The organism is Roseateles sp. P5_E8 (assembly GCF_054177665.1).
Window position 1 is genome coordinate 1 of sequence record NZ_JBGCUM010000010.1, and the last position, 23,295, is coordinate 23,295.

General features: G+C 67.7%; 23 protein-coding genes. 16 read left to right on the forward strand and 7 right to left on the reverse strand.

Features of this window, described 5'->3' with window-relative positions; translation table 11 throughout:
• Nucleotides 1–273: 273 nt before the first annotated feature.
• Nucleotides 274–1,143, reverse strand: coding sequence for a flagellin N-terminal helical domain-containing protein (locus ACXRVZ_RS08075; RefSeq protein ID WP_457423918.1), 870 nt, complete (start codon nucleotides 1,141–1,143; stop codon nucleotides 274–276).
• A gap of 45 nt (nucleotides 1,144–1,188) precedes the next feature.
• On the opposite strand from ACXRVZ_RS08075, the gene ACXRVZ_RS08080 reads away from it, so the two are divergent.
• Nucleotides 1,189–1,320, forward strand: coding sequence for a hypothetical protein (locus ACXRVZ_RS08080; RefSeq protein ID WP_348009977.1), 132 nt, complete (start codon nucleotides 1,189–1,191; stop codon nucleotides 1,318–1,320).
• 56 nt (nucleotides 1,321–1,376) lie between these two features.
• Here ACXRVZ_RS08080 and ACXRVZ_RS08085 read toward each other — a convergent pair whose 3' ends face one another.
• On the reverse strand, nucleotides 1,377–2,240 hold the full coding sequence (locus ACXRVZ_RS08085; protein ID WP_458232288.1) for a flagellin N-terminal helical domain-containing protein: 864 nt from the start codon (nucleotides 2,238–2,240) through the stop codon (nucleotides 1,377–1,379).
• 439 nt (nucleotides 2,241–2,679) lie between these two features.
• Here ACXRVZ_RS08085 and ACXRVZ_RS08090 point away from each other — a divergent pair, with 439 nt between their 5' ends.
• The 14 genes from ACXRVZ_RS08090 to ACXRVZ_RS08155 all read left to right on the forward strand — a co-directional run bounded on the left by ACXRVZ_RS08090 (nucleotide 2,680) and on the right by ACXRVZ_RS08155 (nucleotide 16,110).
• Nucleotides 2,680–3,162: a hypothetical protein gene (locus ACXRVZ_RS08090; protein ID WP_457423914.1), complete on the forward strand. Its 483-nt coding sequence runs from the start codon at nucleotides 2,680–2,682 to the stop codon at nucleotides 3,160–3,162.
• Between the two features lie 217 nt (nucleotides 3,163–3,379).
• Complete coding sequence (gene flhD / locus ACXRVZ_RS08095; RefSeq protein WP_457423912.1) at nucleotides 3,380–3,700, forward strand: flagellar transcriptional regulator FlhD; 321 nt, start codon at nucleotides 3,380–3,382, stop codon at nucleotides 3,698–3,700.
• 46 nt (nucleotides 3,701–3,746) lie between these two features.
• On the forward strand, nucleotides 3,747–4,283 hold the full coding sequence (gene flhC, locus ACXRVZ_RS08100; protein WP_457423910.1) for a flagellar transcriptional regulator FlhC: 537 nt from the start codon (nucleotides 3,747–3,749) through the stop codon (nucleotides 4,281–4,283).
• A gap of 22 nt (nucleotides 4,284–4,305) precedes the next feature.
• Nucleotides 4,306–5,067, forward strand: coding sequence for a class I SAM-dependent methyltransferase (locus ACXRVZ_RS08105; protein ID WP_457423908.1), 762 nt, complete (start codon nucleotides 4,306–4,308; stop codon nucleotides 5,065–5,067).
• A gap of 90 nt (nucleotides 5,068–5,157) precedes the next feature.
• A complete protein-coding gene (gene motA, locus ACXRVZ_RS08110) occupies nucleotides 5,158–6,015 on the forward strand; it encodes a flagellar motor stator protein MotA (protein WP_457423906.1) in 858 nt (285 codons plus the stop codon).
• Nucleotides 6,016–6,030: 15 nt separating this feature from the next.
• Nucleotides 6,031–6,981: a flagellar motor protein MotB gene (motB, locus tag ACXRVZ_RS08115; RefSeq protein WP_457423904.1), complete on the forward strand. Its 951-nt coding sequence runs from the start codon at nucleotides 6,031–6,033 to the stop codon at nucleotides 6,979–6,981.
• A gap of 54 nt (nucleotides 6,982–7,035) precedes the next feature.
• On the forward strand, nucleotides 7,036–7,428 hold the full coding sequence (cheY, locus tag ACXRVZ_RS08120; protein WP_233371843.1) for a chemotaxis response regulator CheY: 393 nt from the start codon (nucleotides 7,036–7,038) through the stop codon (nucleotides 7,426–7,428).
• Nucleotides 7,429–7,454: 26 nt separating this feature from the next.
• Nucleotides 7,455–8,090 (forward strand): protein phosphatase CheZ, encoded by a 636-nt coding sequence (locus tag ACXRVZ_RS08125; RefSeq protein WP_457423902.1) that lies wholly within the window; start codon nucleotides 7,455–7,457, stop codon nucleotides 8,088–8,090.
• A gap of 194 nt (nucleotides 8,091–8,284) precedes the next feature.
• Nucleotides 8,285–9,460 (forward strand): flagellar biosynthesis protein FlhB, encoded by a 1,176-nt coding sequence (gene flhB / locus ACXRVZ_RS08130; RefSeq protein WP_457423900.1) that lies wholly within the window; start codon nucleotides 8,285–8,287, stop codon nucleotides 9,458–9,460.
• On the forward strand, nucleotides 9,457–11,547 hold the full coding sequence (gene flhA, locus ACXRVZ_RS08135) for a flagellar biosynthesis protein FlhA (RefSeq protein ID WP_457423898.1): 2,091 nt from the start codon (nucleotides 9,457–9,459) through the stop codon (nucleotides 11,545–11,547). The genes flhB and flhA overlap by 4 nt, the downstream gene beginning before the upstream one ends.
• Nucleotides 11,544–13,199, forward strand: coding sequence for a flagellar biosynthesis protein FlhF (gene flhF, locus ACXRVZ_RS08140; RefSeq protein ID WP_457423896.1), 1,656 nt, complete (start codon nucleotides 11,544–11,546; stop codon nucleotides 13,197–13,199). The genes flhA and flhF overlap by 4 nt, the downstream gene beginning before the upstream one ends.
• A gap of 8 nt (nucleotides 13,200–13,207) precedes the next feature.
• Entirely contained in the window at nucleotides 13,208–13,987 is a 780-nt protein-coding gene (locus ACXRVZ_RS08145; protein WP_457423894.1) for a MinD/ParA family ATP-binding protein, read from the forward strand.
• 20 nt (nucleotides 13,988–14,007) lie between these two features.
• Nucleotides 14,008–14,721: an RNA polymerase sigma factor FliA gene (locus ACXRVZ_RS08150; protein ID WP_457423892.1), complete on the forward strand. Its 714-nt coding sequence runs from the start codon at nucleotides 14,008–14,010 to the stop codon at nucleotides 14,719–14,721.
• Nucleotides 14,722–14,763: 42 nt separating this feature from the next.
• Nucleotides 14,764–16,110 (forward strand): methyl-accepting chemotaxis protein, encoded by a 1,347-nt coding sequence (locus ACXRVZ_RS08155; protein WP_457423890.1) that lies wholly within the window; start codon nucleotides 14,764–14,766, stop codon nucleotides 16,108–16,110.
• On the opposite strand, the gene ACXRVZ_RS08160 is transcribed toward ACXRVZ_RS08155, so the two are convergent.
• From ACXRVZ_RS08160 to ACXRVZ_RS08175, 4 genes are read right to left on the reverse strand one after another with little or no spacing between them, the layout of a single operon-like run.
• Nucleotides 16,100–16,765 (reverse strand): substrate-binding periplasmic protein, encoded by a 666-nt coding sequence (locus tag ACXRVZ_RS08160; RefSeq protein ID WP_457423888.1) that lies wholly within the window; start codon nucleotides 16,763–16,765, stop codon nucleotides 16,100–16,102. The genes ACXRVZ_RS08155 and ACXRVZ_RS08160 overlap by 11 nt on opposite strands.
• Nucleotides 16,762–18,609, reverse strand: a complete 1,848-nt coding sequence (locus ACXRVZ_RS08165) for a GGDEF domain-containing protein (protein ID WP_457423886.1) — start codon at nucleotides 18,607–18,609, stop codon at nucleotides 16,762–16,764. The genes ACXRVZ_RS08160 and ACXRVZ_RS08165 overlap by 4 nt, the downstream gene beginning before the upstream one ends.
• 7 nt (nucleotides 18,610–18,616) lie before the next feature.
• A complete protein-coding gene (locus tag ACXRVZ_RS08170) occupies nucleotides 18,617–20,839 on the reverse strand; it encodes a putative bifunctional diguanylate cyclase/phosphodiesterase (protein WP_457423884.1) in 2,223 nt (740 codons plus the stop codon).
• A gap of 10 nt (nucleotides 20,840–20,849) precedes the next feature.
• Nucleotides 20,850–21,218 carry an Hpt domain-containing protein gene (locus tag ACXRVZ_RS08175; RefSeq protein WP_457423882.1) on the reverse strand — a complete coding sequence of 123 codons (369 nt, stop codon included), beginning with the start codon at nucleotides 21,216–21,218 and terminating at the stop codon, nucleotides 20,850–20,852.
• Between the two features lie 143 nt (nucleotides 21,219–21,361).
• Between ACXRVZ_RS08175 and ACXRVZ_RS08180 the strand changes: the two genes are divergently transcribed.
• Nucleotides 21,362–22,690 carry a sensor histidine kinase gene (locus ACXRVZ_RS08180; RefSeq protein WP_457423880.1) on the forward strand — a complete coding sequence of 443 codons (1,329 nt, stop codon included), beginning with the start codon at nucleotides 21,362–21,364 and terminating at the stop codon, nucleotides 22,688–22,690.
• Between the two features lies 1 nt (nucleotide 22,691).
• Here the strand turns inward: ACXRVZ_RS08180 and ACXRVZ_RS08185 are convergent, their stop codons facing one another.
• Nucleotides 22,692–23,291 (reverse strand): response regulator, encoded by a 600-nt coding sequence (locus ACXRVZ_RS08185; RefSeq protein ID WP_457423878.1) that lies wholly within the window; start codon nucleotides 23,289–23,291, stop codon nucleotides 22,692–22,694.
• Nucleotides 23,292–23,295: the final 4 nt, after the last annotated feature.

Genomic DNA, 23,295 nt, shown 5'->3' on the forward strand with positions numbered 1-23,295 from the left:
GGAGGCTGTCGGGCTTTGGGATGGGTGCGCGCCGGGGCGAGTTGCCATGCCAGACAAGGCGCAACCGCCGCCGTGGGGCCTCACCCCACAAGGTGGGTGCAACGCCGGATGGCGTGGCAAATCGCCCCGGCCCTTCGGGTTGGCCCGTCTTGGGGTCGCATGCGGCGCTGCAAATGCTCGCCGGGTGTGCAACCCGACTCCGCTTTGCGCCTTGCCTGCGGCCCCATGGCGGGCCAACGCGCACCCATCCCAAAGCCCGACAGCCTCCCTAGCTCAGCTGCGCAGCAGAGCCAGCACTTGCTGGGGCAACTGGTTGGCCTGCGCCACCATGGTGTTGCCGGCCTGTTGCAGGATCTGGGCGCGGCTCAGGTTGGCGGTTTCCTGGGCGAAGTCGGCGTCCATGATGCGGCTGCGCGAGGCGCTCTGGTTCTCCACCGCCACTTGCAGGTTGGAGATGACGGCGTCGAAGCGGTTCTGCGAGGCGCCGAGCGTGGCGCGCTCGCCGTTGACCTTGTCCAGGGCCGCGTCGATGTTGGTGATGACGGTGTCGATCGCGGTGCCGACGGCCGTGTTGTCGATGACGGCGCGGCCGGTGCCGGCGTTGTCCGTGCCGGCCACGATGGTGATCGCCGCATCGGTCGTCATGTCGGTGGTGACGATGTCGATGCGGTCATTGGCCGTCGTGTTGGCGCCGACCTGGAAGGTCTGGGTGCCAGCGTCCGACGTCGCCAGCACGGCCTTGCCGTTGAAAGTGGTGCCGCCGAGCACGCGCTGGATTTCCTTGGCCAGCTCGCCGAACTCCTTGTCGAGGGAATCCTTGTCGGCGTTCGTGTTGGTGGCATTGCGACCCTGGACAGCCAGTTCACGCATGCGCTGCAGCGCGTCGCCCACCTTGGACAGCGCGCCTTCAGCGGTCTGGGCCAACGAGATGCCGTCGTTGGCGTTGCGGATGGCGACTTGGGAGCCGCGCACCTGGGCGTTCATGCGCTCGGCGATGGACAGGCCGGCGGCGTCGTCCTTGGCCGAGTTGACACGCAGGCCGGAGGACAGACGCTGCATGGCGACTGCCAGCGACGATTGCGTCATCGCGGTGTTGCGCTGGGCATTCAGCGAGGCGAGGTTGGTGTTGATGACTTGGGGCATGGCTCAATCCTTTCGTTGACGGGGCGTCTGGTACGTAGTCCGCGAATGATTCGTGAACCCGTTGAGATGCTTATCGTCGGCACGATGGATCGACTTGAATCCTTTTTGCACGGCGCCTTGAAAAACGCCCTCCGTCGTGACGGAGTGGCGTTCAAGGTGCTTGTGCTGGTGGCGTGAGGATTTCTGTCTTCAGAGTGGACAGGTCACTCAGGGCCAGCGGTGCTGGCCCGGCGTCATCGAAGCAATGACAGGACCTGCGAAGGGATCTGATTCGCCTGGGCAATCATCGCGTTGCCAGCCTGCTGCAGGATGCTGGCGCGGCTCAGGTTGGCGGTTTCCTGGGCGAAGTCGGCATCGGTGATGCGGCTCTTGGCAGCGCTCTGGTTTTCCACCGAGATCTGCAGGTTGGAGATGACCTGGTCCATGCGGTTCTGGGCAGCACCCAGGTTGGCGCGCTCGGAGCTGACCGTGTTGATCGCGGTGTCGATGTTGCCGATGACGGTGTCGATCGTGGAGCCCGTGGCCGTGTTGTCGATCACTGCGCGACCAGCACCGGTGTTGTCGGTGCCGGCAACGGTCGTGATGTCCGTCGAGGTCGTCATGTTCGTCGTGATGACGTCGATTCGGTCGTTGCTGGTCACGTTGGCGCCGACCTGGAAGGTCTGGGTGCCGGAGTCGGTGGACAGGATGGCGCGGCCGTTGAAGGTCGTGCCGCCCAGCACGCGCTGGATTTCCTTGGACAGTTCACCGAATTCCTTGTCCAGCGAGTCCTTGTCGGCGTTGGTGTTGGTGGCGTTGCGGGCCTGCACCGCCAGTTCACGCATGCGTTGCAGCGAGTCGGTCACCTTGGCCAGTGCGCCTTCAGCCGTTTGCGACAGCGAGATGCCGTCGTTGGCGTTGCGGATGGCGACGTTGGAGCCGCGCACCTGAGCGTTGAGACGCTCGGAGATGGCGAGACCGGCGGCGTCATCCTTGGCGGAGTTGACGCGCAGACCTGAGGACAGGCGCTGCAGCGACGTGGCCAGGGAAGCCTGGGAGTTGGAGACATTGCGCTGCGCGTTCAGCGACAGCAGGTTGGTGTTGATGACCGAGGCCATGATTTGCTTCCTTTTGCTAGATATACCGGCAAGCCGCCGGACGAAGGACCCGAGTGCCCGGGTGCGGCACCCGTGCTTTTCCGCTCCAACGCGCTTGGGTAAGCGCGCCTTTGCGGCGACGCCCGACGCCAGTCAACCTCTGAAGCCGTGTCACCACCCGGGAGCGGAGTCACAACACTTCGGCCTTCTAGCCGGACCACGGTACTGAGATCAGCGCCGTTGAGTTGGCTATCGGTGTGGCGGCGATGTTTCTTAAGCTCGATTTGTCAAGGCCGTGATCTTTTGAATAAAAGGCGTTGCAACGGCTTGTTCGTTGGATCGACCCCCGGCGCGAAAAGCGCGCCGGAAAGCCCGGGCTTTTCAAGGGATCGGCAGGCGGGCCGGTTCCTAAAGTGCGGTTCATCCCGGCCGAACCCCTGCGCCGGTCCGGAGTTCCGCGATGCGTGCCCAATCCAACACCGCCAAGACCGCCCCGCGTACCCCGCGCGAAGGCCACCGCCCCGTCATCGTGCCCAGCAACGATCCCAAGATGCTGCTGGCGCGTGCCCGGAACGCGGCTTTTGCCGAAGCCTCCAAGGGCAACCTCGGCGGCGGGCTGGGTATGCTCTATGACGCGCTGCAGGACGAACCCATGAGCCACGAGCTGATGGCCGACATGGCGGCGCTGCTGCTGGCCGCCGGCAAGCTGGAGCACGCGGCGGCCTATGCAGACCGCGCGCTGCAGGCCAGCCCGCTGCACGGCCCCAGCCTCTACACGCTGGCCTTCGCGCTGTCGGGCCGGGGCGAGCTGGACCGGGCCTTTGGCGTGCTGACCGAGTTGCAGCGAGGCGCCGGCCGCGACAGCCTGCAGGCCGAGGCGCCCGAACTGGTGCCGGTCGCCATGATCGAGCTGGAACGCCTGCGCCGCCTTCGCACCGCCTGATTTCGCGACGCATTTCACACCCCGAGGCCCCGGCCAGCGCAAGCTGCCGGGGCCTCGGTGCTTCTGCCCGACGCCCGTGTAGGAGTTTGGATGACACGCCCTTCCTGCCAGCGTGACAGCGGGTACCGACGCAGCCTGATATCGCCGAAGAAGGCCGGTCAACACAATCCGTTTCACTGATCCGCAACACCCCTCTACCTCTGAAACGGAAGCCGCCATGAACACCGAACAAATGCTCGCCGAGATTCGTGAAGCCAATCTCTCCTACCTGATGCTGGCGCAGAGCCTGATCCGTTCGGACCGTGATCAGGCCCTGTACCGCCTGGGCATCAGCGAAGACACAGCCACCCTGATCGGCACGCTCAGCCCGGCCCAGATCATGAAGATCGCGGCCGGCAACACGCTGCTGTGCGCCTTCCGCATGAGCGACGACCTGGTGTGGGGCCTGCTGACCAACCACAGCAAGCCGGGCGCGAACGAGTCGGTGTCCCGTCTCCATGCTTCGATCCTGATGGCCGGCCGTCACGAGCACGCCTGATCGTCGTCTCGCCTGCCAACTAACTCACAGATTCCGAAAGCCCACCATGCGCGTCAAGAGCATCCTCACCGAAGCCAAGCAGATCGACCGTGCCGTTCAGCTGATCCACCTCGGTGCGCGCCTGCAGGTGCTGGAATCCGAAACCGACTTGTCATACGAGCGCCTGCTGCGCCTCTATAAAGAAGTGAGCGGCAAGTCGCCCAGCAAGGGCCAACTGCCCTTCTCGACCGACTGGTTCATGACCTGGCAGCCCAACATACACGCCAGCCTGTTCATGAACATCCATGAATACCTGAACAAGGCTGCGGAGATGGACGAGATCGACACCGTCATCAAGGCCTACCAGCTGTATCAGGAGCAGACCCAGGCCCAGGGCCTGGAAGCCATGTTGTCGGTCACCCGCGCCTGGCGCCTGGTGAAGTTCGTCGACAACGGCATGTTGACGCTGACCAAGTGCTCCAAGTGCAACGGTCATTTCGTCACCCACCCGCATGAAGTGGCGCGCCACTACGTCTGCGGCCTGTGCAACCCGCCCGCACGCGCCGGCAAGGGTCGCGCCCAGGGCTCCATTCAAATGCACTGACGCCAAGGCGACACTGTTCGCCATGTGGATCACCCGTTGGCCGCTACCGGCTCTGCTGAGCTGGTTGGCGGCCTGGTTCATTTATGCAGCCGCAATTGCTGCCGGCCTGGCCTCCGGCCCCGCGCTGGCGGTGGGTGCTGCTGTCGGCGCCGCGCTGGGCTGGCTGCACGACCAGCGCTGGCGACGGCTCATCATTGCGCTGGGCTTTCCCGTCTCCGTGCTGGCCCTGGGCTGGCAAGGCGGGCAGGGCGTGCTCGGCGGCCTGCTGTGGCTGGCGCCGCTGGCCCTGCTGTGGTGGCTCTACCCGCGGCGGACCTGGAGCGAGGCGCCGCTCTTCCCCACGCCGCGCCATGCGCTCGATGAATTGCCCAGGCTGGCGCCGCTGCCACCGGGCGCCCGCGTGCTGGACGCCGGCTGCGGCGTGGGCGACGGCCTGCGTGAACTGGTTCACATCTACCCGCTCGCCCGCGTCGAGGGCGTGGAGTGGAGCCGGCCGCTGGCGCTGCTGGCGCGCTGGCGGGTTCGCCGTGCCACCGTGCGCCAGGGCGACCTCTGGGCCGACGACTGGGCGCCGTTCGCACTGGTCTATGTGTTCCAGCGGCCCGAGTCCATGCCGCGCGTCTGGGCCAAGGCATGCACGGAGCTGGCGCCCGGCGCCTGGCTCGTCAGCCTGGACTTCGCCGTGCCCGACGTGAAGCCGGCGGCCAACTGGCAGCTGCCCAGCGGCCAGTTCGTGTGGCTTTACCGCCAGCAGGCTAATGCAGCGTCAAAGCTGCCCAATTGATGCGTTCACCAACCTTGCAGCGCGGCATACTTTCTTCAGCCCCCCGGCATCGGGCCGATAAGGCCTGAACACCCCCAAACCCCACAGCGCATGTTCGTCATCATTGGCTGGGCCATCTCGATGGTCTGCATCTTCGGCGTGTTCATCGCTCACGGCGGGAACATCGGCGTGATCCTGCACGCCTTGCCGTTCGAGATGATCACCATCTTCGGCGCGGCCATCGGCGCCTTCCTGGCCAACAACCAGATGAAGGTCGTCAAGGCCACGGCCGCCGGCCTGGGGCTGTGCTTCAAGGGCAGCAAATACAGCAAGGCCCGTTACATGGAGCTGCTGGCGCTGATGTACGACATCCTGCAGAAGGCGCGCAAGGAAGGCCTGATGTCCATCGAGAAGGACGTCGAGGAGCCGCACAGCTCGCCGCTGTTCCAGAAATACGCCGTGGTGGGCAACGACCACCACGTCACCGAATTCATCACCGACTACCTGCGCATGATGGTGTCGGGCAACCTGAACGCGCACGAGATCGAATCGCTGATGGACAGCGAGATCGAGACCCATCACCAGGAAGAGCATGCGGCGGTTGCCGCATTGCAGCGCCTGGCGGGCGGCCTGCCGGCCTTCGGCATCGTCGCCGCCGTGCTGGGCGTGGTGAACACCATGGGCTCGGTCGGCCAGCCGCCGGCGGTGCTGGGCGGCATGATCGGCTCGGCGCTGGTCGGCACCTTCCTGGGCATCCTGCTGGCCTACGGCTTTGCCGAGCCGCTGGCCGGCCTGCTGGAGCAGAAGGTGGAAGACGCCGGCAAGGAATTCCAATGCATCAAGACGACGCTGCTGGCCAGCATGCAGGGCTACGCCCCGCAGGTGGCCATCGAGTTCGGCCGCAAGGTGCTGTTCTCCGGCGACCGCCCGAGCTTCACCGAGCTCGAAGGCCACGTCAAAAAGAAATGACGACGGCGCACTGACATGGCGGGAGACGCAAAGAAACTTCAGCCCATCATCATCAAGAAGGTGAAGAAGGGCGGCCACTCGGCCCATGGCGGCGCGTGGAAGATTGCCTACGCCGACTTCGTGACGGCCATGATGGCCTTCTTCCTGCTCATGTGGCTGCTCGGCTCCACGACCGAGGGCGACAAGAAGGGCATTGCCGACTTCTTCCAGTCGCCGCTCAAGGTGGCCATGACGGGCGGCTCGGGCTCGGGCGACTCGTCCAGCGTCGTCAAGGGCGGCGGCAAGGACCTCACGCGCGAGACCGGCCAGGTTAAGGAAGGCGAGAGTGCCGCCAGGCGCGCCAGCTACACGCTGCGCGCCTTGAAGGAAGAACAGCGCAAGGCCGAGAAGTCGCGGCTGGAGCAGCTCAAGACCAAGGTCGAAGAGGTGCTGGCCGAGAACCCCAAGCTCGCTGCACTGGGCGGCCAGATCCGCCTGGATATGACCAAGGAAGGCCTGCGCATCCAGATCGTCGATGAGGGCAACCGGCCCATGTTCGACAGCGGCAGCGCCGTCGTGAAGCCGTACATGCGCGAGCTGCTGCGCGAGCTCGGCAACGTGCTGACCGAGGTGCCCAACCGCCTCACGGTCGAGGGCCACACCGACGCCCAGGCCTTCCCGGGTGGCGACAAGGGCTACAGCAACTGGGAGCTGTCGGCCGACCGCGCCAACGCATCGCGCCGCGAGCTGGTGGCGGGCGGGCTGTCGGAGGCCCGCATGCTGCGGGTGCAAGGTCTGGCCGCCAGCAAGCTGCTCGACGCCAAGGACCCCAATGGCGCCTTGAACCGGCGCATCAGCATCATCGTCATGAACCGTGACGCGGAGGACGCCGTGCTGAAGAATGTGGCTGAAGAGCCAGAGGCCGATGCGTCAGGCGCTGAGATCGGCAAAATGCCGCAAACTCCGCCGTCGACCCCGGCGCGCTAGAAACTAGACTGCGTGCTGACCTGAAATCCCCGCCTGCACAGAGAGAGGATCGCCATGAGCGCTGACATGAAATTCCTGGTCGTTGACGACTTCTCCACCATGCGCCGCATCGTTCGCGGTTTGCTCAAAGAGATCGGCTACAACAACTGCGAAGAGGCCGAAGACGGCGTCGAAGCGCTGAGCATGCTCAAGGGCGCCAAGTTCGATTTCGTCGTCAGCGACATCAACATGCCCAACATGACGGGCTTCGAGTTGCTGAAGGCCATCAAGGAAGACCCCAACCTCAAGCACCTGCCGGTGCTGATGGTCACCGCCGAGGCCCGCAAGGAAGACATCGTGCTGGCCGCCCAGTCGGGCGCCGCCGGCTACATCGTCAAGCCTTTCACCAAGGCGACGCTGGAAGAAAAAGTTCTGAAGATCATGCAGAAGCTGGCCGCTGCGGCCTGACAACAACCAATAAAAAGGGGACTGCCATGTCAATGGAACAGTTGGACAAGCTTGCCGGTAGTGCCGAGCCGCTGCTCGTCTCCCCCGAGGTCTTCCAGCAACTCGGCACGATCACGCGCACGCTGCACGACACCATGCAGCGCCTGGGCGTCATGCCCAAGCTGCAGGTGGCCACCGACGGCCTGCCAGACGCGCGCAGCCGCCTCAGCTACATCGCCGAGAAGACGGCGGCCGCTGCGGAGAAGGTGCTGAACTCGGTCGACCAGGCCAAGGCCGAGCACGCCGGCATCAGCCAGGCCACCAAGGAACTCGCCGCAGCAATAGTCGCCGACCCGGTCCGGGCGGTGGCCAGCGGTGCGGTGATGAACTTCGTCAAGGATGTCGAGGGCCGCACCCAGAGCATTGACAACCACCTGACCGACATCATGCTGGCGCAGGACTTCCATGACCTGACCGGCCAGGTGGTGGCCAAGGTCGTCAAGCTCGCCAACGACCTGGAAGACAGCCTCGTCAAGTTGCTGGTGCAGGTGGTTCCGCCCGAGCAGCGCGAGAAGGTCGACCCGACCATCTTGCAAGGCCCGGTCGTCAATGCCGAGGGCCGCACCGACGTCGTCACCAACCAGGGCGAGGTCGACGATCTGCTGGCAAGCCTCGGGTTCTGAGGCCCCAAGTCTTCTCCCTCCTGAAAAGCCGGCGCGTGCGCCGGCTTTTTGCTTTTCGGCACTCCTCCACGGCCCGCCGGCGATGCCGCGCCAGGGCTGGGAATAGCGGGCCAAGCACCCCGCTTTTCTCGCTCAAGTTTTAGGAGCCACCTCGAACAATTCGGTCCAGCGCCCCGACTGGGGCGAACCACGCCATGGCCGACCAAGACGCACAGGACCGCAACCTACCCGCCTCACCCAAAAAGATCGAAAGATCCCGGGCTGAAGGCCAGCTGCCGCGTTCGCGCGACCTGCCGCATTTCGTCATGATGGTGGCCGGCGGCGCGGTGCTCAGCGTGGGCGGGCCGCAGATCGTCGACAAGCTGAGTCGCATGATGAAGACCGGCCTGCACTTCGATGCCGCGCTGCTGGCCCGACCCGGCTTCATGGGCGAGCGCCTCGTCGAGATGACGCTGGCCTTCGCCCTCGTCATGGGCCCCATCGCCGCCGTGCTGGTGATTGCCGGCATTGCCGCCAACCTGGCCAGCGGCGGCTGGAACTGGACGTTGAAGCCCATCGCGCCCAAGTTCACGCACCTGAACCCGCTCACCGGGCTCGGCCGCCTCGTCAGCGGCCAGGGCCTGGGCACGGCGCTGAAGGCGGTGCTGCTGGCCCTGGTGCTGGGCATCGTCGGCGCCATGGTGCTGAAGGACCGCCTGGCGGCCTACGTGAGCATCATGTCCGTGCCGCTGCCGTCGGCCCTGGCCTATGCCGGCCAGCAGCTGATGGGGGCCCTGGGCTTGCTGGCCATTGCGCTGGCGCTGTTTGCCGCCATCGACGTGCCGCTGCAGCGCCAGCTCTGGCTGCGCCGCATGAAGATGACGCGCGAAGAGGCCAAGCAGGAAATGAAGGAGGTCGAGGGCAACCTCGAGATCAAGGCCAAGATGCGCGCCATCATGCGCGAGATGTCCAAGCGCCGCATGCTGGCCGCTGTGCCGCAGGCCGACCTGGTGGTCATGAACCCGACCCACTACGCCGTGGCACTGAAGTACGAGGAAGGCAAGATGGCCGCGCCCAAGGTCATCGCCAAGGGTGCCGACCTGCTGGCCATGAAGATTCGCGATCTGGCCAAGGAATCCAAGGTGCCGGTGCTGCAGCAGCCCGTGCTGGCCCGCGCCCTCTACGCCCACGCCAAGGTCGACCACGAGATCCCCGCCGCGCTGTTCGGCGCCGTGGCCCAGGTGCTGGCCTATGTCTACCAGCTGCGCGCCGCCATGGCCTCGCGCAACGTTGCCCGCCCAGATGTGCCGCACCCGCATGTGCCGCCTGAACTCGACCCGCACAACAAGCCAGGCTGGGCTCCCGAGCCTGACGAGGACTTTGCCGAATGAACCCCTTGATCCAGAAGCTGCAAGGCATGCTCGGCCCGCGGGCCGGCATCATCGCGGCGCTCGGCGCCCCGATCGCGGTGCTGCTGATCCTGTCCATGATGGTGCTGCCGCTGCCGCCCTTCGTGCTGGACCTGCTGTTCACCTTCAACATCGCGATGGCCGTCATGGTCATGATGGTGGCGGCCCACATGGTGCGGCCGCTGGACTTCGCCGCCTTCCCGAGCGTGCTGCTGCTCACCACGCTGATGCGCCTGTCGCTGAACGTCGCGTCCACGCGGGTTGTGCTGCTGGAAGGCCACACCGGCACGGGCGCGGCCGGCAAGGTCATCGAGGCCTTCGGCCACTTCCTGATCGGCGGCAACTTCGCGGTCGGCCTGATCGTGTTCGCCATCCTCGTCGTCATCAACTTCATCGTCGTGACGAAGGGCGCCGAGCGCATCGCCGAAGTCGGCGCACGTTTCACCTTGGATGCGATGCCCGGCAAGCAGATGGCCGTGGACGCCGACCTGAACGCCGGCCTCATCAACGAAGCCGAGGCCAAGCGCCGCCGCGCCGAGCTGGGCGACGAGGCTGACTTTTTCGGCTCCATGGACGGTGCCAGCAAGTTCGTCCGCGGCGACGCGGTGGCCGGCATGCTGATCCTGGCCATCAACATCGTCGGCGGCTTCATCATCGGCGTGGCCCAGCACGGCCTTTCCGCCGGCCAGGCGGCCGACAGCTACATCCTGCTGGCCGTCGGTGACGCGCTGGTGGCCCAGATCCCGGCCCTGCTGATCTCGGTCGCGGCGGCCATGGTCGTGTCGCGCGTGGGCACGGACAAGGACATCGGCAGCCAGATCGGCAAGCAGGTCTTCGGCTCGGCCAAGTCGCTGGCCATCACGGCCGGCGTCATCGGCGCGCTGGGCCTGATTCCTGGCATGCCGCACCTGGTGTTCCTGCTGATCGCCTCCGGCATGGGCTATCTGGCCTGGTGGCTGCGCAACAAGGAGCAGCAGCTCGAAGCCGCCAAGGCCGTCAAACCCATCATGCCCAGCAGCGAAGGCGCCGGCGAGGCGAGCTGGGAAGACCTGGTGCCGGTGGACACGCTGGGCCTGGAGGTCGGCTACCGCCTCATCACGCTGGTCGACAAGAGCAAGGAAGGCGACCTGCTGAGCCGCATCAAGGGCGTGCGCCGCAAGTTCGCGCAGGAGGTCGGCTTCCTGCCGCCGCCGGTGCACATCCGCGACAACCTGGAGCTGCGCCCCAGCCAGTACCGCATCTCGCTGCGCGGCGCCGTCGTCGGCGAGGCCGAGGCCTTCCCCGGCATGTGGCTGGCCATCAACCCGGGCCACGCGACGCAGAAGCTCATCGGCACCGCGACCACCGACCCCGCCTTCGGCCTGCCGGCGGTGTGGATCGAAGAACGCCAGCGCGAGATGGCCCAAATGAGCGGGTTTACGGTGGTTGATTGCTCGACTGTCGTGGCCACCCATCTTTCACACTTGATGCAAGTGCACGCGGCCAAGCTCCTGGGTCGCGTGGAAACGCAATCGCTGGTGGAACACCTCACCAAGCAGGCGCCTCAACTGATCGAAGACGTGATTCCCAAGATGGTCGGCATCGCCACACTGCAACGCGTTCTCCAGCTGCTGCTGGAGGAGGGCGTGCACATCCGCGACATGCGCTCCATCGTCGAATCCATCGCCGAGAACGCGGCCACCGTGACCGACCCGGCCGAGCTGGCCCGCCGCATCCGCACCCACATCGCGCCGGCCATCGTGCAGCAGATCTATGGCAGCGTGAAGGAGCTGGACGTCATCGCGCTGGAGCCCGAGCTGGAGCGTCTGGTGACCCAGGCCCTGAACTCACCGCATGGCGCCGCGCTCGACCCCGGCGTGGCCGACACGCTGGCCCGCAGCGCCGCCGAGAACGCCCAGAAGCAGGAAGACCGTGGCGTGCCCGCCGCCCTGCTGGTGCCCGACCTGATCCGAGCGCCCATGGCCCGCCTGCTCAAGCGCGCCGCGCCCCGCCTCAAGGTGCTGGGCCACAGCGAGATTCCTGAGACCCACACCATCCGCATCGGCTCCATCATCGGAGGCACAGCATGAACGTCCGCAAATTCACCGCTCGCACATCACGCGAGGCGCTCGCCCTGGTCAAACAGGCCTTTGGCGCAGACGCGGTGGTGCTGTCGAACAAATCGGTGCCGGAAGGCGTCGAGGTACTCGCCATGGCGCCGGAAGGCATGGGCCAGATCGAGCAGATGTCCCAGAGCGCGCCGCGCACCGTGGCCCGCCCGGCGGTGCAGCAGCCGCAGCAACCGTCGCCGCGCGCTCCCTTCACCGACCGCGCCCGCCAGGAGCCCAGCTTCGGCGCGCCCGAGGTGCAGAGCGACGTGGAGCAGCTGGCCATGAGCACGCTGAGCTTCCAGGACTATGTGCGCGAGCGCGTGCTGCGCCGCCGCCAGGCCGAGATGAGCGGCCAGCCCGATCCGGTCGCCGCACGCCCAGTTGCCGCACCGCAGCAGCCCGCAGCAACGTCGCTGGATGCCGCCCGCGCCCAACGCGAGCAACGCGCCGCCGAAGCGATGGCCGCGCTGGCGCCCAAGCGCGCTGCCGCACCAGCCCAGCCCCAAGCTCGGCAGCCGCGCCCCGCGCCGCCGGTGCTGCGCGACGAGATCCGCATCCCCACCGCCGCCACGGCCGCAGCCAGCCAGCAGCGCAGCGTGCCCCAGCTCAGCGGCATCGGCGCCGAGCCCCAGCCGCTGCCCGGCCAGCCCAACGCCAACCAGCGCAACCAGATGGACATGGCCTCCGAGCTGCGCCAGATGCGCGGCCTCATCGAGGAGCGCTTCTCCTCGCTGGCCTTCATGGAGAAGCTGCAGCGCCAGCCCGTGCAGGCCCGCCTGACGCAGAAGCTGCTGGAGCTGGGCTTCAGCCCGGCCCTGGTGCGCAAGCTGGCCGAGAGCTGCCCCTCCGACTTCAAGGCCGGCTCGCCGACCGACCCCGCCGATGAAACCGCCTGGGCCGCCCATGTGCTGTCGCGCAACCTGCAGACCGACGAGGCCGCCCCGGCCATCGAAGACCGTGGTGGCGTGTTCGCGTTGATCGGTTCCACCGGCGTCGGCAAGACGACGACGACCGCCAAGCTGGCCGCCCACTTCGCCACCAAGTACGGTGCCGGCCAGTTGGGCCTCATCACGCTGGACGCCTACCGCATCGGCGCCCACGAGCAGCTGCGCGCCTACGGCCGCATCCTCGGCGTGCCGGTCCACACCGCGCATGACCGCGCCTCGCTGGACGACCTGCTGGACCTGCTGGCCAACAAGAAGCTCGTGCTCATCGACACCGCCGGCATGGCCCAGCGCGACAGCCGCACGCAGGAGCTGCTGGAGATGCTGGCCCACCCCAGCATCAAGAAGCTGCTCGTCATCAATGCCGCCCAGCAGGGCGAGACGATTGAAGACGTCGTCTCCGCCTGGAAGGCCGCCGCCTGCGAAGGCGTGGTGCTGAGCAAGCTCGACGAAGCCGTCAAGCTCGCCCCGGCGCTGGACACACTGATCCGCCACAAGCTCAAGGTGCTGGGCGTGGCCAACGGCCAGCGCGTGCCGGAAGACTGGCACCGCCTGCCCAGCGTGGGCCTGGTGCAGCGCGCGCTCAAGGGCGCCGCCTCGGGGGCCTGGCGCATGGACAACACCGACGTGAACCTCATCTTTGCCGGTGCACCGCTGACCGACGCCGGCCTGCGCGCCATCCACTGAGGATGACGATGCTTCAAGATCAAGCCCACGGCCTGCGCCGCTTGTTCGCGGCGTCCAAGACGCGCTTCGTGCCCGTTGTCAGCAACCCGCGCGTGATGGGCGCCGGCGTGCTGCTCGAAGGCCTGTGCGCCGCCTTTGCCGAGCTCAACCTGCAAACGCTGGTGGTCGATGCCGGCGAGCATTCGCCGCAGCCGTCCGAGCTGGCGCAGGTGGACCTGTCCAACTGCATCGAGCGCCTGTCGCCCAAGGTCACGTATCTCGCCGCGCGCGGGCTGGCGCTGCGCTACATCAATGCCAACGGCTCGGCCGCCGCCTTCCTCGACGCTGTGGCCGCCGCCGCACCCGAGGCCGACGTCATCCTGCTGCACGCGCCGGCCGCCGAACTGGCTCGCATCGTCGCCCAGCGCGAGGTGCGCCCGCTGCTGCTGGCCGACACCGACCCGCATAGCGTGACGGAAGCCTATGCGGGCATGAAATGGCTCACACAACGCGCGGGGCTGATGGTCTACAGTCTCCTGATGGCCTGCCACCCCCAGCTGCGCGTGGCCACTCGCATCGCGCAACAGCTTCATTCCTGCGCCGACGGTTTCCTCGGCGCGGTGCTGCGTGACTGGGCCTGTCTGGACCCCCGCGCATCCCAACACGCGCCGCTCACGCCTGAGCTGCGCCACCTGGCCCGCGAGCTGCTGCTCGCCGCGCCTCCGGGAGCAGCGCTCGACGCCTCCTCCGACGCGACCCCGCTGCGCCCGGCGCGCACGATGTCCAACTCATTAATCGCAGCGCATTGATCTCGTCGCCGGAGTTCACCATGTACACGCCCAAAGGCCGCCTCGACAACAGCACGCTGATCAAGCAGTACAGCCCGCTGGTCCGACGCCTGGCGCATCAGATGATCGCCAAGCTGCCGGCCAATGTGGAGCTGGACGACCTGATCCAGGTCGGCCTGATCGGGCTGACCGACGCGCTGTCGCGCTTCGATATCGAACAGGGTGTGCAGTTCGAGACCTTCGCCACCCAGCGCATCCGCGGCGCCATGCTCGACGAGCTGCGCGGCGGCGACTGGATGAGCCGCGGCACGCGCCGCCAGCAACGCGAGATCGAGACGGCCGTGCACAAGGTCGAGCAACGCCTGGGCCGCGCGCCGCACGAGGCCGAGATCGCCGCCGAGATGGGCCTCACGCTGGCCGACTATCAGGACCTGCTCGGCAAGGTGCGCGGCACCCAACTGGTCTATCTGGAAGACATGTCGGGCGACGATGGCGACAACGACTACCTGGACCGCCACGTTGCCGATGACAACGCCAATCCGGTCGCCCAGCTGCAGGACCATCGCATGCGCGAGGCGCTGGTGGCCGCCATCAAGAACCTGCCCGAACGCGAGCAATTCGTGATGAGCATGTACTACGAGCACGACATGAATCTCAAGGAGATCGCGGCCGTGCTCAAGGTCACGGAGTCCCGCGTGTGCCAGTTGCACAGTCAGTCCATTGCAAGGTTGCGCGTTAAGCTGCGTGACTGGTAATTCGCGGGGCTGAGCCCCGCTAAAAGAGGCGGGGACAAACGCATGTTCGGATGGATCAAAGGTGGCGGCTCGGCTGCCGTGGTCTCGCACGAGGAGCCGGTCCGACGCGATGACAGCGCAGCACTGAACGTCGTCAAGCGGCTCGCCCGTTCCATCTCCAACGTTGGCAAGGATGCCGCCGAAGTGCGCGGTGCGCTTGAAGACACCCAACGCGTCGTGCAGATGCAGGGTCAGGCCATGCAGGCCCTGGCCCAGCAGCTCGCGCAGATCGGCCAGGCCCAGACGGCCATCGCGACCGCCACCGCCCAAAGCGCCGCCGCCGTGCAGCGCGCGCGCGGAGCGCTTGGCGTTGTCGGCGGCGAGGTCGTCGGCATGGCGGCCACGCTGGCCCAGGTGTCCGACGCGGCCGCCGAGATCACCAAGATTTCCCTGCAGACCCGGCTCGTCGCCTTCAACGCGGCCGTCGAGGCCAAGCACGCCGGTGACGCCGGCCGCGGCTTTGCCGTGGTGGCCGAGGCCGTCAAGGCGCTGGCCGGCCAGGTCGAGGGCTCGTCCAAGGCCATCATCAAGGCGATCACGAGCCTGCAGGAGCGCATCGACCGCTTCAGCACCGAGCTGACCGAGAACGGGAAGAAGCCCAGCCAGATCCACGCCGCCTTCCACGAGGTCGAGGAGGACGTGCAGCGCATCGCCGCATCCGCCGCCGAGAGCGGCCAGCAGATGAGCCTGCTCAACGAGCGCGCCCATGAGCTGGAGCGCGAGGTGTCGGAGGCCAGCCACGGCCTCAAGGTCGCCTTCGACGGCAGCGATCGTTTCCTGCGCATGTCGGAGGAACTCATCGAGCAGATCGCCGAGAGCGGCGTCGAGGTCGATGACATGCCCTTCATCCGCGCCGCCCAGGCCGCCGCAGCGGAGATCAGCGAGTTGCTGGAAGACGCGCTGCGCAACGGCCAGATCGGCCAGGCCGACTTGTTCGACGAGAGCTACCGCGCCGTCGACGGCACCAACCCGCAGCAGCACACGACGCGCTTCTGCCAGCTCACCGACAAGCTCTTTCCCAGTGTGCAGGAGAAGACGCTGGCCTTCAGCGACAAGATCGTCTTCTGCATCTCGGCCGACCGCAACGGCTACATCGCCACGCACAACCGCAAGTACTGCCAGCCGCAGCGCCCGGGCGACACGGTCTGGAACACGGCCAACAGCCGCTACCGCCGCATCTTCAACGACCGCACCGGCCTGGCGTCGGCGCGCAACACCCGGCCCTTCCTGCTGCAGACCTACCGCCGCGACATGGGTGGCGGCCGCTTCGTACTGCTGAAGGAAGCCACGGCGCCCATCGTCGTCAACGGCCGCCATTGGGGTGGCCTGCGGTTGGCCTTCAATTTCTGACCGAGCGGCGGATCTCGCGGTTCAGCAGCGCCAGCCAGGCCTCGGCCTGAGGATGCTGCTTGGCGATGCCCATGTGCGTCGTCTTCACTTCCAGCGGCGGGGCCTGCCAGCGGATGTCGTCGACCGAACGGGGCTGTGTCGCGAGCAGGTACTCCAGGCTCGCGCGCTCCGAGAACACCGCGTCGACGCGACGGCGCCGCAGCATCTCCAGCCCGGGGCGTGGGTCCACCAGTTCATACAGCTGGTAGCGGCCGTCGGCCAATGTGGGCGGCAGGTAGGAGCCACGCTGGTAGGCCACCGTTGCATCGGGCGGCAGCGGCGTGTCGCGGTCGCCGCGCACGAAGAAGCCCAGCTCCATGCGCGCCACCGGCAGCGAGTACAGGAACAGGGCGTCGCGCTCCTCGTTGCGCCACAGCGTCAGCAGCAGGCAGTCGCCCGCCTTGGCCATCGCGAAGGCCCGCACCCATGGCACATGCAGCGCCTGCACGCTCAGGCCACCGGCTTCGAAAGCGCGTCGCGCGAGCGCCGTCATGCTGCCGCCGTCGGGCAGCGCCGCGCTGACATACGGCGGGAAGTCGGTCACGCACAGCGGCACGGGCGCCTGTGCCGCGGCGACGCCGGCGGTGCAGGCCAGCAGCGCTGTCCATCGCTTCACTCGGCGATGCAAGCCCGGTTCTTGCCCGTGTGCTTGGCCTCGTACAGCGCCACGTCGGCGCGATCCAGCGCGGCCTCCAGCGTCTCGCCGGCGCGGTAGAGCGTCACGCCGGCCGAGAAGGTCACGAAGACGTCCTTGCCCTCATGGTTGAACAGCGCCGATGACAGCGAGCGCTGCAGGCGCACCAGCACGGCCTGGGCTTCGTCCAGCGGCGTGTTGGGCAGCATCAGCACGAACTCCTCGCCGCCGTAGCGCGCCACCATGTCGCCGGGCCGCAGCGAGGCCTGTGTGCGCTCGGCCAGCGACTTCAGCGCGATGTCGCCGGCATGGTGGCCCAGGCTGTCGTTGAGCTTCTTGAAGTTGTCGATGTCCAGCAAGGCCAGCGCCACGCGGGTGGCATCGCGCTCGGACTTGGCCTGTTCCAGACGGAAGGCCTGGATGAGGCCGCGGCGGTTGGCCACCTGGGTGAGCTGGTCGGTGTGGACCTCGTCGGACAGCCGGCGCAGCTCGCCCTCGAGCTCGTCCACGCGCTGCGTCAACGCGGCGGCGCGGTCATGTTCCAGGGTCAGGCGCTGCTGCGTCTGGGCGACCAGGCCTTGCACGCTGCGGCTCTCCTCGACCATCTCGCGCACCGTGCCGGTCAGGCTCTCCAGCGAGTCGGCCTGCTCAATGGCCTCGGCATAGCGGCCGACGCTGGTCTGGAAGCGGTCGGTGTGCTGGCCCAGCTCGCCCAGCTCGCTCAGCATGCGCTGGATCAGGCCCTTGAGCGAGTCACGCGCCTTGGAGCGCTCGTTGCGCAGCGTGCGCTGGCGCTCACGGGTGCCGCTCAGCAGTTCGGACACCGTGCGCACGCCCCGGCCCGACAGGCCTTGCGCCAGCGTCTGGTTCATCGCCTCGGCCTGGCCGCGCGCCCAGGAGTCGTCCTCGGCCAGGTCGACGAGGCTGCCGCTCAGCTCGCGGCACAGGCCGCCGAGTTCGTCGAAGAGATGGCGGCGGTGGTCCAGCAGGTGGCGGGCGCGCAGGCACAGCGCGGCCATCTGCGAGGCGCGCTCGGGGCTGGCGCCACCGGCTTTCAGCTCTGCCTGGGCGGCGTCCAGCTCGCGCAACAACACATCCGCCGGTGTGGCCTCGGTCTGCGGTGAACGCAACGCATGGCGCACGGTGCTGTTGAGTTCGTTGCCGATGTCGACCCAATGCGGGCTGCTGTCGACGGGCGCTGGCGTATCGCGCAAGCCGGTGCGGCTCAGCTCGCCGAAGCCCGTGCTCTCACGGAAGCCCGTCTCGGCAAATGCGCTGTCGACGAAGAACTGGCTGGGTGTGCTGCCATCGTCGTCCGTCTCGACCTCGCTGCCGTCGCCGTCCTTGTCCCAGCTGGCAATCAGCTGCGACAGGCGCTTGACGAGCTTGGTTGCATCGCTGCGGCCCAACTCCAGCACGCGGTTGATGCCGTCCTTCTTGCGCGCCAGCGTCCAGTGCTTGCCGCCACGCTCCAGGCCGCGCACGAGGCGCTCTATGGCATGGACCAGCGCCTCGGCCTGAGCGCCCGGGCCGGCCGTGTCGAGCAGCTTGTCGACCTGGCGCTGCAGTTCGTCGTAGCGTTGCTCGCGCAGAGACGCCTGCAGCTCCTGGCGCGGCGCGCCCGACGGCAAGGCGAGGCTGATGAGCTTGGACATCAGCTGCTGCGCACGCTCGGGTACGGCGCCGTTCGCGGCTGATGCGGGCTCGCTGCCGGCTTCGATGGCGTAGGCGCGCGAGTAGTTTTCGGGGGTCGGTTCCAGCCGGGCCTGGGCGAGACGTTGCAGCGCAGCCTTGGCCAACTGCGCCGGGGGCAGAGTCGAGCGCATGGCTGGCTTAGCGCTGACCGCGAGTCGTCACGTCGGTGCTGCCGTCGGCCTGCGTGATCCAGGGCGCCTTGCGTGGCAGCACGGTCTGGGCGATCCAGCGCTCCAGTTCATCGGGCGGCAGCGCCTTGCTGAACAGGAAGCCCTGCATCAGCGAGCAGCCCAGGCGGTGCAGCACCTCCATCTGCCGCAGCGTCTCCACGCCCTCGGCGATGACGCGCAGGCCCAGGGCCCGCGCCAGCGCAATGATGGCGGTGACGACGGCCGAGCTCTGCGGCGTGATGCCCAGATCGCGCACGAAGGTGCGGTCGATCTTCACTTCCGAGATCGGCAGCGTGGTCAGGTAGGCGAGGGACGAGTAGCCGGTGCCGAAGTCGTCGATGGAGATTTCCACGCCCACTTCGTTCAGCCGGTGCAGAGACGGGATGACGTTCTGCAAGTCCTTCATCAGGTTGTTCTCGGTGATCTCGAGCTGGATGGAGCGGTGCGGCACGCCATAGGCGCTGACGCACTGGTGGATGTGCTCGACGAGATCGGTGCGCTCGAACAAGCGGCTGGGCAGGTTGACGGCGATGGAGTCGGCAAAACCGAACTGCAGCGACCACAGCTTGGCCTGGCGCGCGGCTTCCTTCAGCGCCCACTCGGACAGCGGCACGATGAGGCCGGTTTCCTCGGCCAGCGGGATGAAGTCGGCCGGCGGCACCAGCACGTTGCCGCGCTGCCAGCGCATCAGCGCCTCGGCGCCCACCATGCGGGCGGCGCGCACGTCGATCTTGGGCTGGTAATGCAGCACGATCTCGTTGCGCTCCAGCGCCTTGTGCAGCGCGCTTTCCAGCTCCAGCTTCTGCTTGCCGTGACCGGCCAGTTGCGGCGAGTAGATGGCCGAGGCATTGCGGCCCTGGCTCTTGACCGCGTACATGGCCACGTCGGAATTGCGCAGCAGGTCGGCCATGGTCTGGCCGTCGCGCGGGTAGATGGCGATGCCGACGCTGGCCGTGACGAAGCATTCCTGGCCGCCGACGAAGATGGGTTCGCGCAGCGCGTCCAGCACGCGGTCGGCGACGCGCTCGGCGTCGCGCTCGTCGGCCACTTCGGGCAGCAGGGCCACGAACTCATCGCCGCCCAGGCGCCCGACGGCTTCCAGGCCGCGGTGGCTGCGGTTGCCCAGGCCTTCGAGCACGCCCTCCATGATCTGGTCGGAATGGCGCACGCAGCTGCGCAGGCGCCGGCCGACCTCGATGAGCAGTTCGTCGCCGGCGGCGTGGCCCAGGGTGTCGTTGATGACCTTGAAACGGTCCAGGTCGATCAGCAGCAGGCCGACCTCGTGGCCGCTGCGGCGTGCGCTCTCGATGGCGCGCTCGACACGCCAGATCAGCTGGCGGCGGTTGGGCAGGCCGGTGAGGGCGTCGAAGTGGGCGAGCTGGCGGATGCGGTCCTCGGCTTGGCGGCGGTCGGTCACGTCCTGCAGGATGCCGGTGTAGCCGCTGACGCCGCCCTGCTCGTTGAACTCCGGCTCGGCCTCGACGTGCACGACGCGCTGGCGGCCGTCGGGCAGCGTCAGCGGCAGGTCGGTGATGAGCACCGAGGTGTGGGCGATGACGTCGCGCAGCAGGCGCAGGAAGACGTGTCGGTCGTCGGCCGGCACCATGCGCATGACGCTGATGAAGTCCAGTCGGTCCTGGGGGCCGCGGCCGAAGACGCGCAGGCCTTCGGCGGAGATGGTGAAGCTGCCGGAGAGGTCGCGCCGCCACTCGAAGCTGCCCATGCGGGCCAGATCCTGGGCGCGCGCCAGCTTGGCCTTGCTGCGCTCCAGCTCGTGCCGGGTGCGCGAGCTGCGCAGCAGGTAGCGCAGGCGGCCGTCCAGCAGGCTCCATTGCGGTGACTTGACGAAGAAATCCGTCGCACCGGCCTGGTAGGCACGGTTGATGGAGGCCTCGTCGTCCAGGCCGGTCAGCATCAGCACGGGCAGGGACTCGAAGCCCGGCGTGGCGCGCAGCAGCGCGCAGGTCTCGAAGCCGTCCAGCTCGGGCATCAGCGCATCCAGCACGACGACGTCGGGTGCGCGCACGGAGAGCTGGGCCAGCGCCTCGCTGCCGCTGGCAGCCTCGGTGACATCGAAGCCGCGCTCGCGCAGGGCCGCAGCGGTCAGCAGCAGGTTGACCTCATCGTCGTCGACGAGCAGCACGCGGGGCCGCGATGGCAGGTCGTCGAGGGCTTGACCAGTGGGCTGCATGGGCTGGGCTTCAGAGCAGCGCGGCGAGCGCCGTGCGTACCTGTTGGATGTCTTGGAGCATAGCGTCCAACTGTTCGGAAAGGCCCTCGCTGCGACCCTCGCGGGCCAGCGTTTCGATGTCGGCGCAACGCGCAGCCAGCGCCGTCGCGCCCAGGCTCGCCGACGAGGACTTCAGCGTGTGGCTGACATGGCGGACGACGCTGAGGTCGAGAGTGTCACCTTCACGGGCGCTGGCCAGGTCGGGCAGCAGGCGGTCCAGCGAGCTGGAGAAGGCCGCCACGACACGCTCCAGCAGCTTGTTGCCGCCGCTCGGGTCGAGCTCGCGCAGGCGTCGGATCGCCTCGGGGTCGAGCAGGTCAGCGGGTGCGGAGGCAGTCATGAGTGGCGAGGCGCTGGGTAGCACTGCAAATGTAGCTTGGGCGGGTAGGGGGCGCGCCGCGACTAAATGCACAGATTTGGCGTCGTGCACACGGTGGTGCATATGCACCTGGGCGCGCAGAAGCGCTGCCTACAATGACTCGCATGAAGAGCCTCAGTGACGACAGCGCGCCCTCGCGCCGCCTGGAGCGGCGGCTGCCGATGCGGCTGCTGGTGCTGGGTCTGGCCGGGGTGGCGCTGCTGATGCTGGTGCTCGGCACCCTGGTGGTGCTGGCCCTCATGCGGGTCTGGGGCGGCGAAGTCGGCCTGGTGCACGCGGCGCTGGTGCTGACGGCTTTCTTCACCGGAGTCATGGTGCTGGTGGCGGCGGCGCTGGGCTGGCATGCCGGCGTGCGTCTGACGCGCCAGCGCCTGACCGAACCGCTGCGCGAGGCGCGCCAGCAATTGCTGATGCAGGCCCAGCTGCAGCGCGACTGGCAGTGGGCCACCGACGCGACGCACCGCCTCGTGCGCTGGCAGGCGCCGCAGGGCGCGCCGGCATCAAGTTGGATGGGCGCCGGTGCAGGCACGCAGCTGCTGTGGGAACGCTTCGCGCCGGCCGAGCCCGCAGCGCAGCTGCGCGAGCGGCTGCACGCCCACCAGTCCTTTGCCGAGCTGGAGCTGGCCGCCGTCGACGGCGATGCGCACTGGTGCCTGCGCGGCCTGCCCTGCATCGACTCGCACGGTCATTTCGCAGGCTATGTCGGCACGGCGCGACCGCCCGAGGCAGCGCCGCCGCCTGCGGCCGCGCCGGCCCAGCCCGATCTGGCGGCCGAGCATGAGTCGTTCAGCTACACGGTCTCCCACGACCTGCGCGCGCCGCTGCGTGTCGTGGAGGGCTTTGCGCGCATCCTGAAAGAGGACTACGGCGGCCGTCTGGACCGTGTCGGCAACGACCATCTCGACCGCGTCATGAGTGCCAGCGCGCGCATGAACAGCATGATCGACGCGCTGCTGTCGCTCAGCCAGCTGTCGACGCGGCCGCTGGCGCGCCAGCCGGTCAACCTGTCGCAGCAGGCCGGCTATGTGATGGAAGAGCTCAAGCGCAGCGCGCCGCAGCGCGAGCTGGTGCTGGACATCGAGCCCGACCTGACGGTGCAGGGCGACCCGACGCTGCTGCGCATGGTGCTGGAGAACCTGCTGGGCAATGCCTGGAAGTACAGCGCCAAGGCGCCCTGCACCGAGATCCGTTTCGGCAGCGTCCAACAGGATGGGCGGCGCGTGCTGGTGGTGTCGGACAACGGCGCAGGCTTTGACATGCGCTTTGCCGAGCGCCTCTTCGGCGTCTTCCAGCGTCTGCACAGCGCCAGCGACTTTCCCGGCACGGGGGTGGGCCTGGCGCTGGTGCGCCGTATCGTGCGGCGGCACGGCGGCGACATCTGGGCCGAGTCAGCAGTAGGCGAAGGTTCGCGCTTCTATTTCACCTTGAGCTGATTCAGGCGCGCTGGCCCGGTCGGGCCAGCAACTCCACGGCATCGACGATGCGCCGCGCCTGCTCGGGCACGCTGTGGCCATCGGCCGCAGCCAGGCTCATCAGCCGCGTCAGGGCTTCGTCGCGCGGCAGCGAATAGCGGTGCATCAGCACACCGACAGCCATGGCCGTCGGATCCAGCAGGGCGGGCAGTTCGGACGGTGGCGCGGCTGGCGCTGCGGCAGGCGTGGGCACGGGGGCCGAGCGCGCGAACGCTGCCTCCACGGCGGGCACGATCTGGGAGATGTCCAGCGGCTTGACGAGGTAGGCGACGGCGCCCAGCTCCTTGACCTTGGCCACCGTCGCCTCGTCGGCGAAGGCGGACAGGAACATGAACGGCGTCTGCAGGAACTCGCGCAGATAGGCGGCGACGTCGAAGCCGGTCAGGCCTTCCATGCGGATGTCGAGCAGGGCCAGCTCGGGCCGGTGCTCACGGGCGAGCAGGATGGCGTCGTCGCCGTTGTCGGCGTCTATGACCTCGAAGCCGGCCTGCGTGAGCCCGTAACTCAGCGTCGCCAGCACCAATCTGTCGTCATCGACGACCAGAATCTTGCCCTTGCTCACCGCG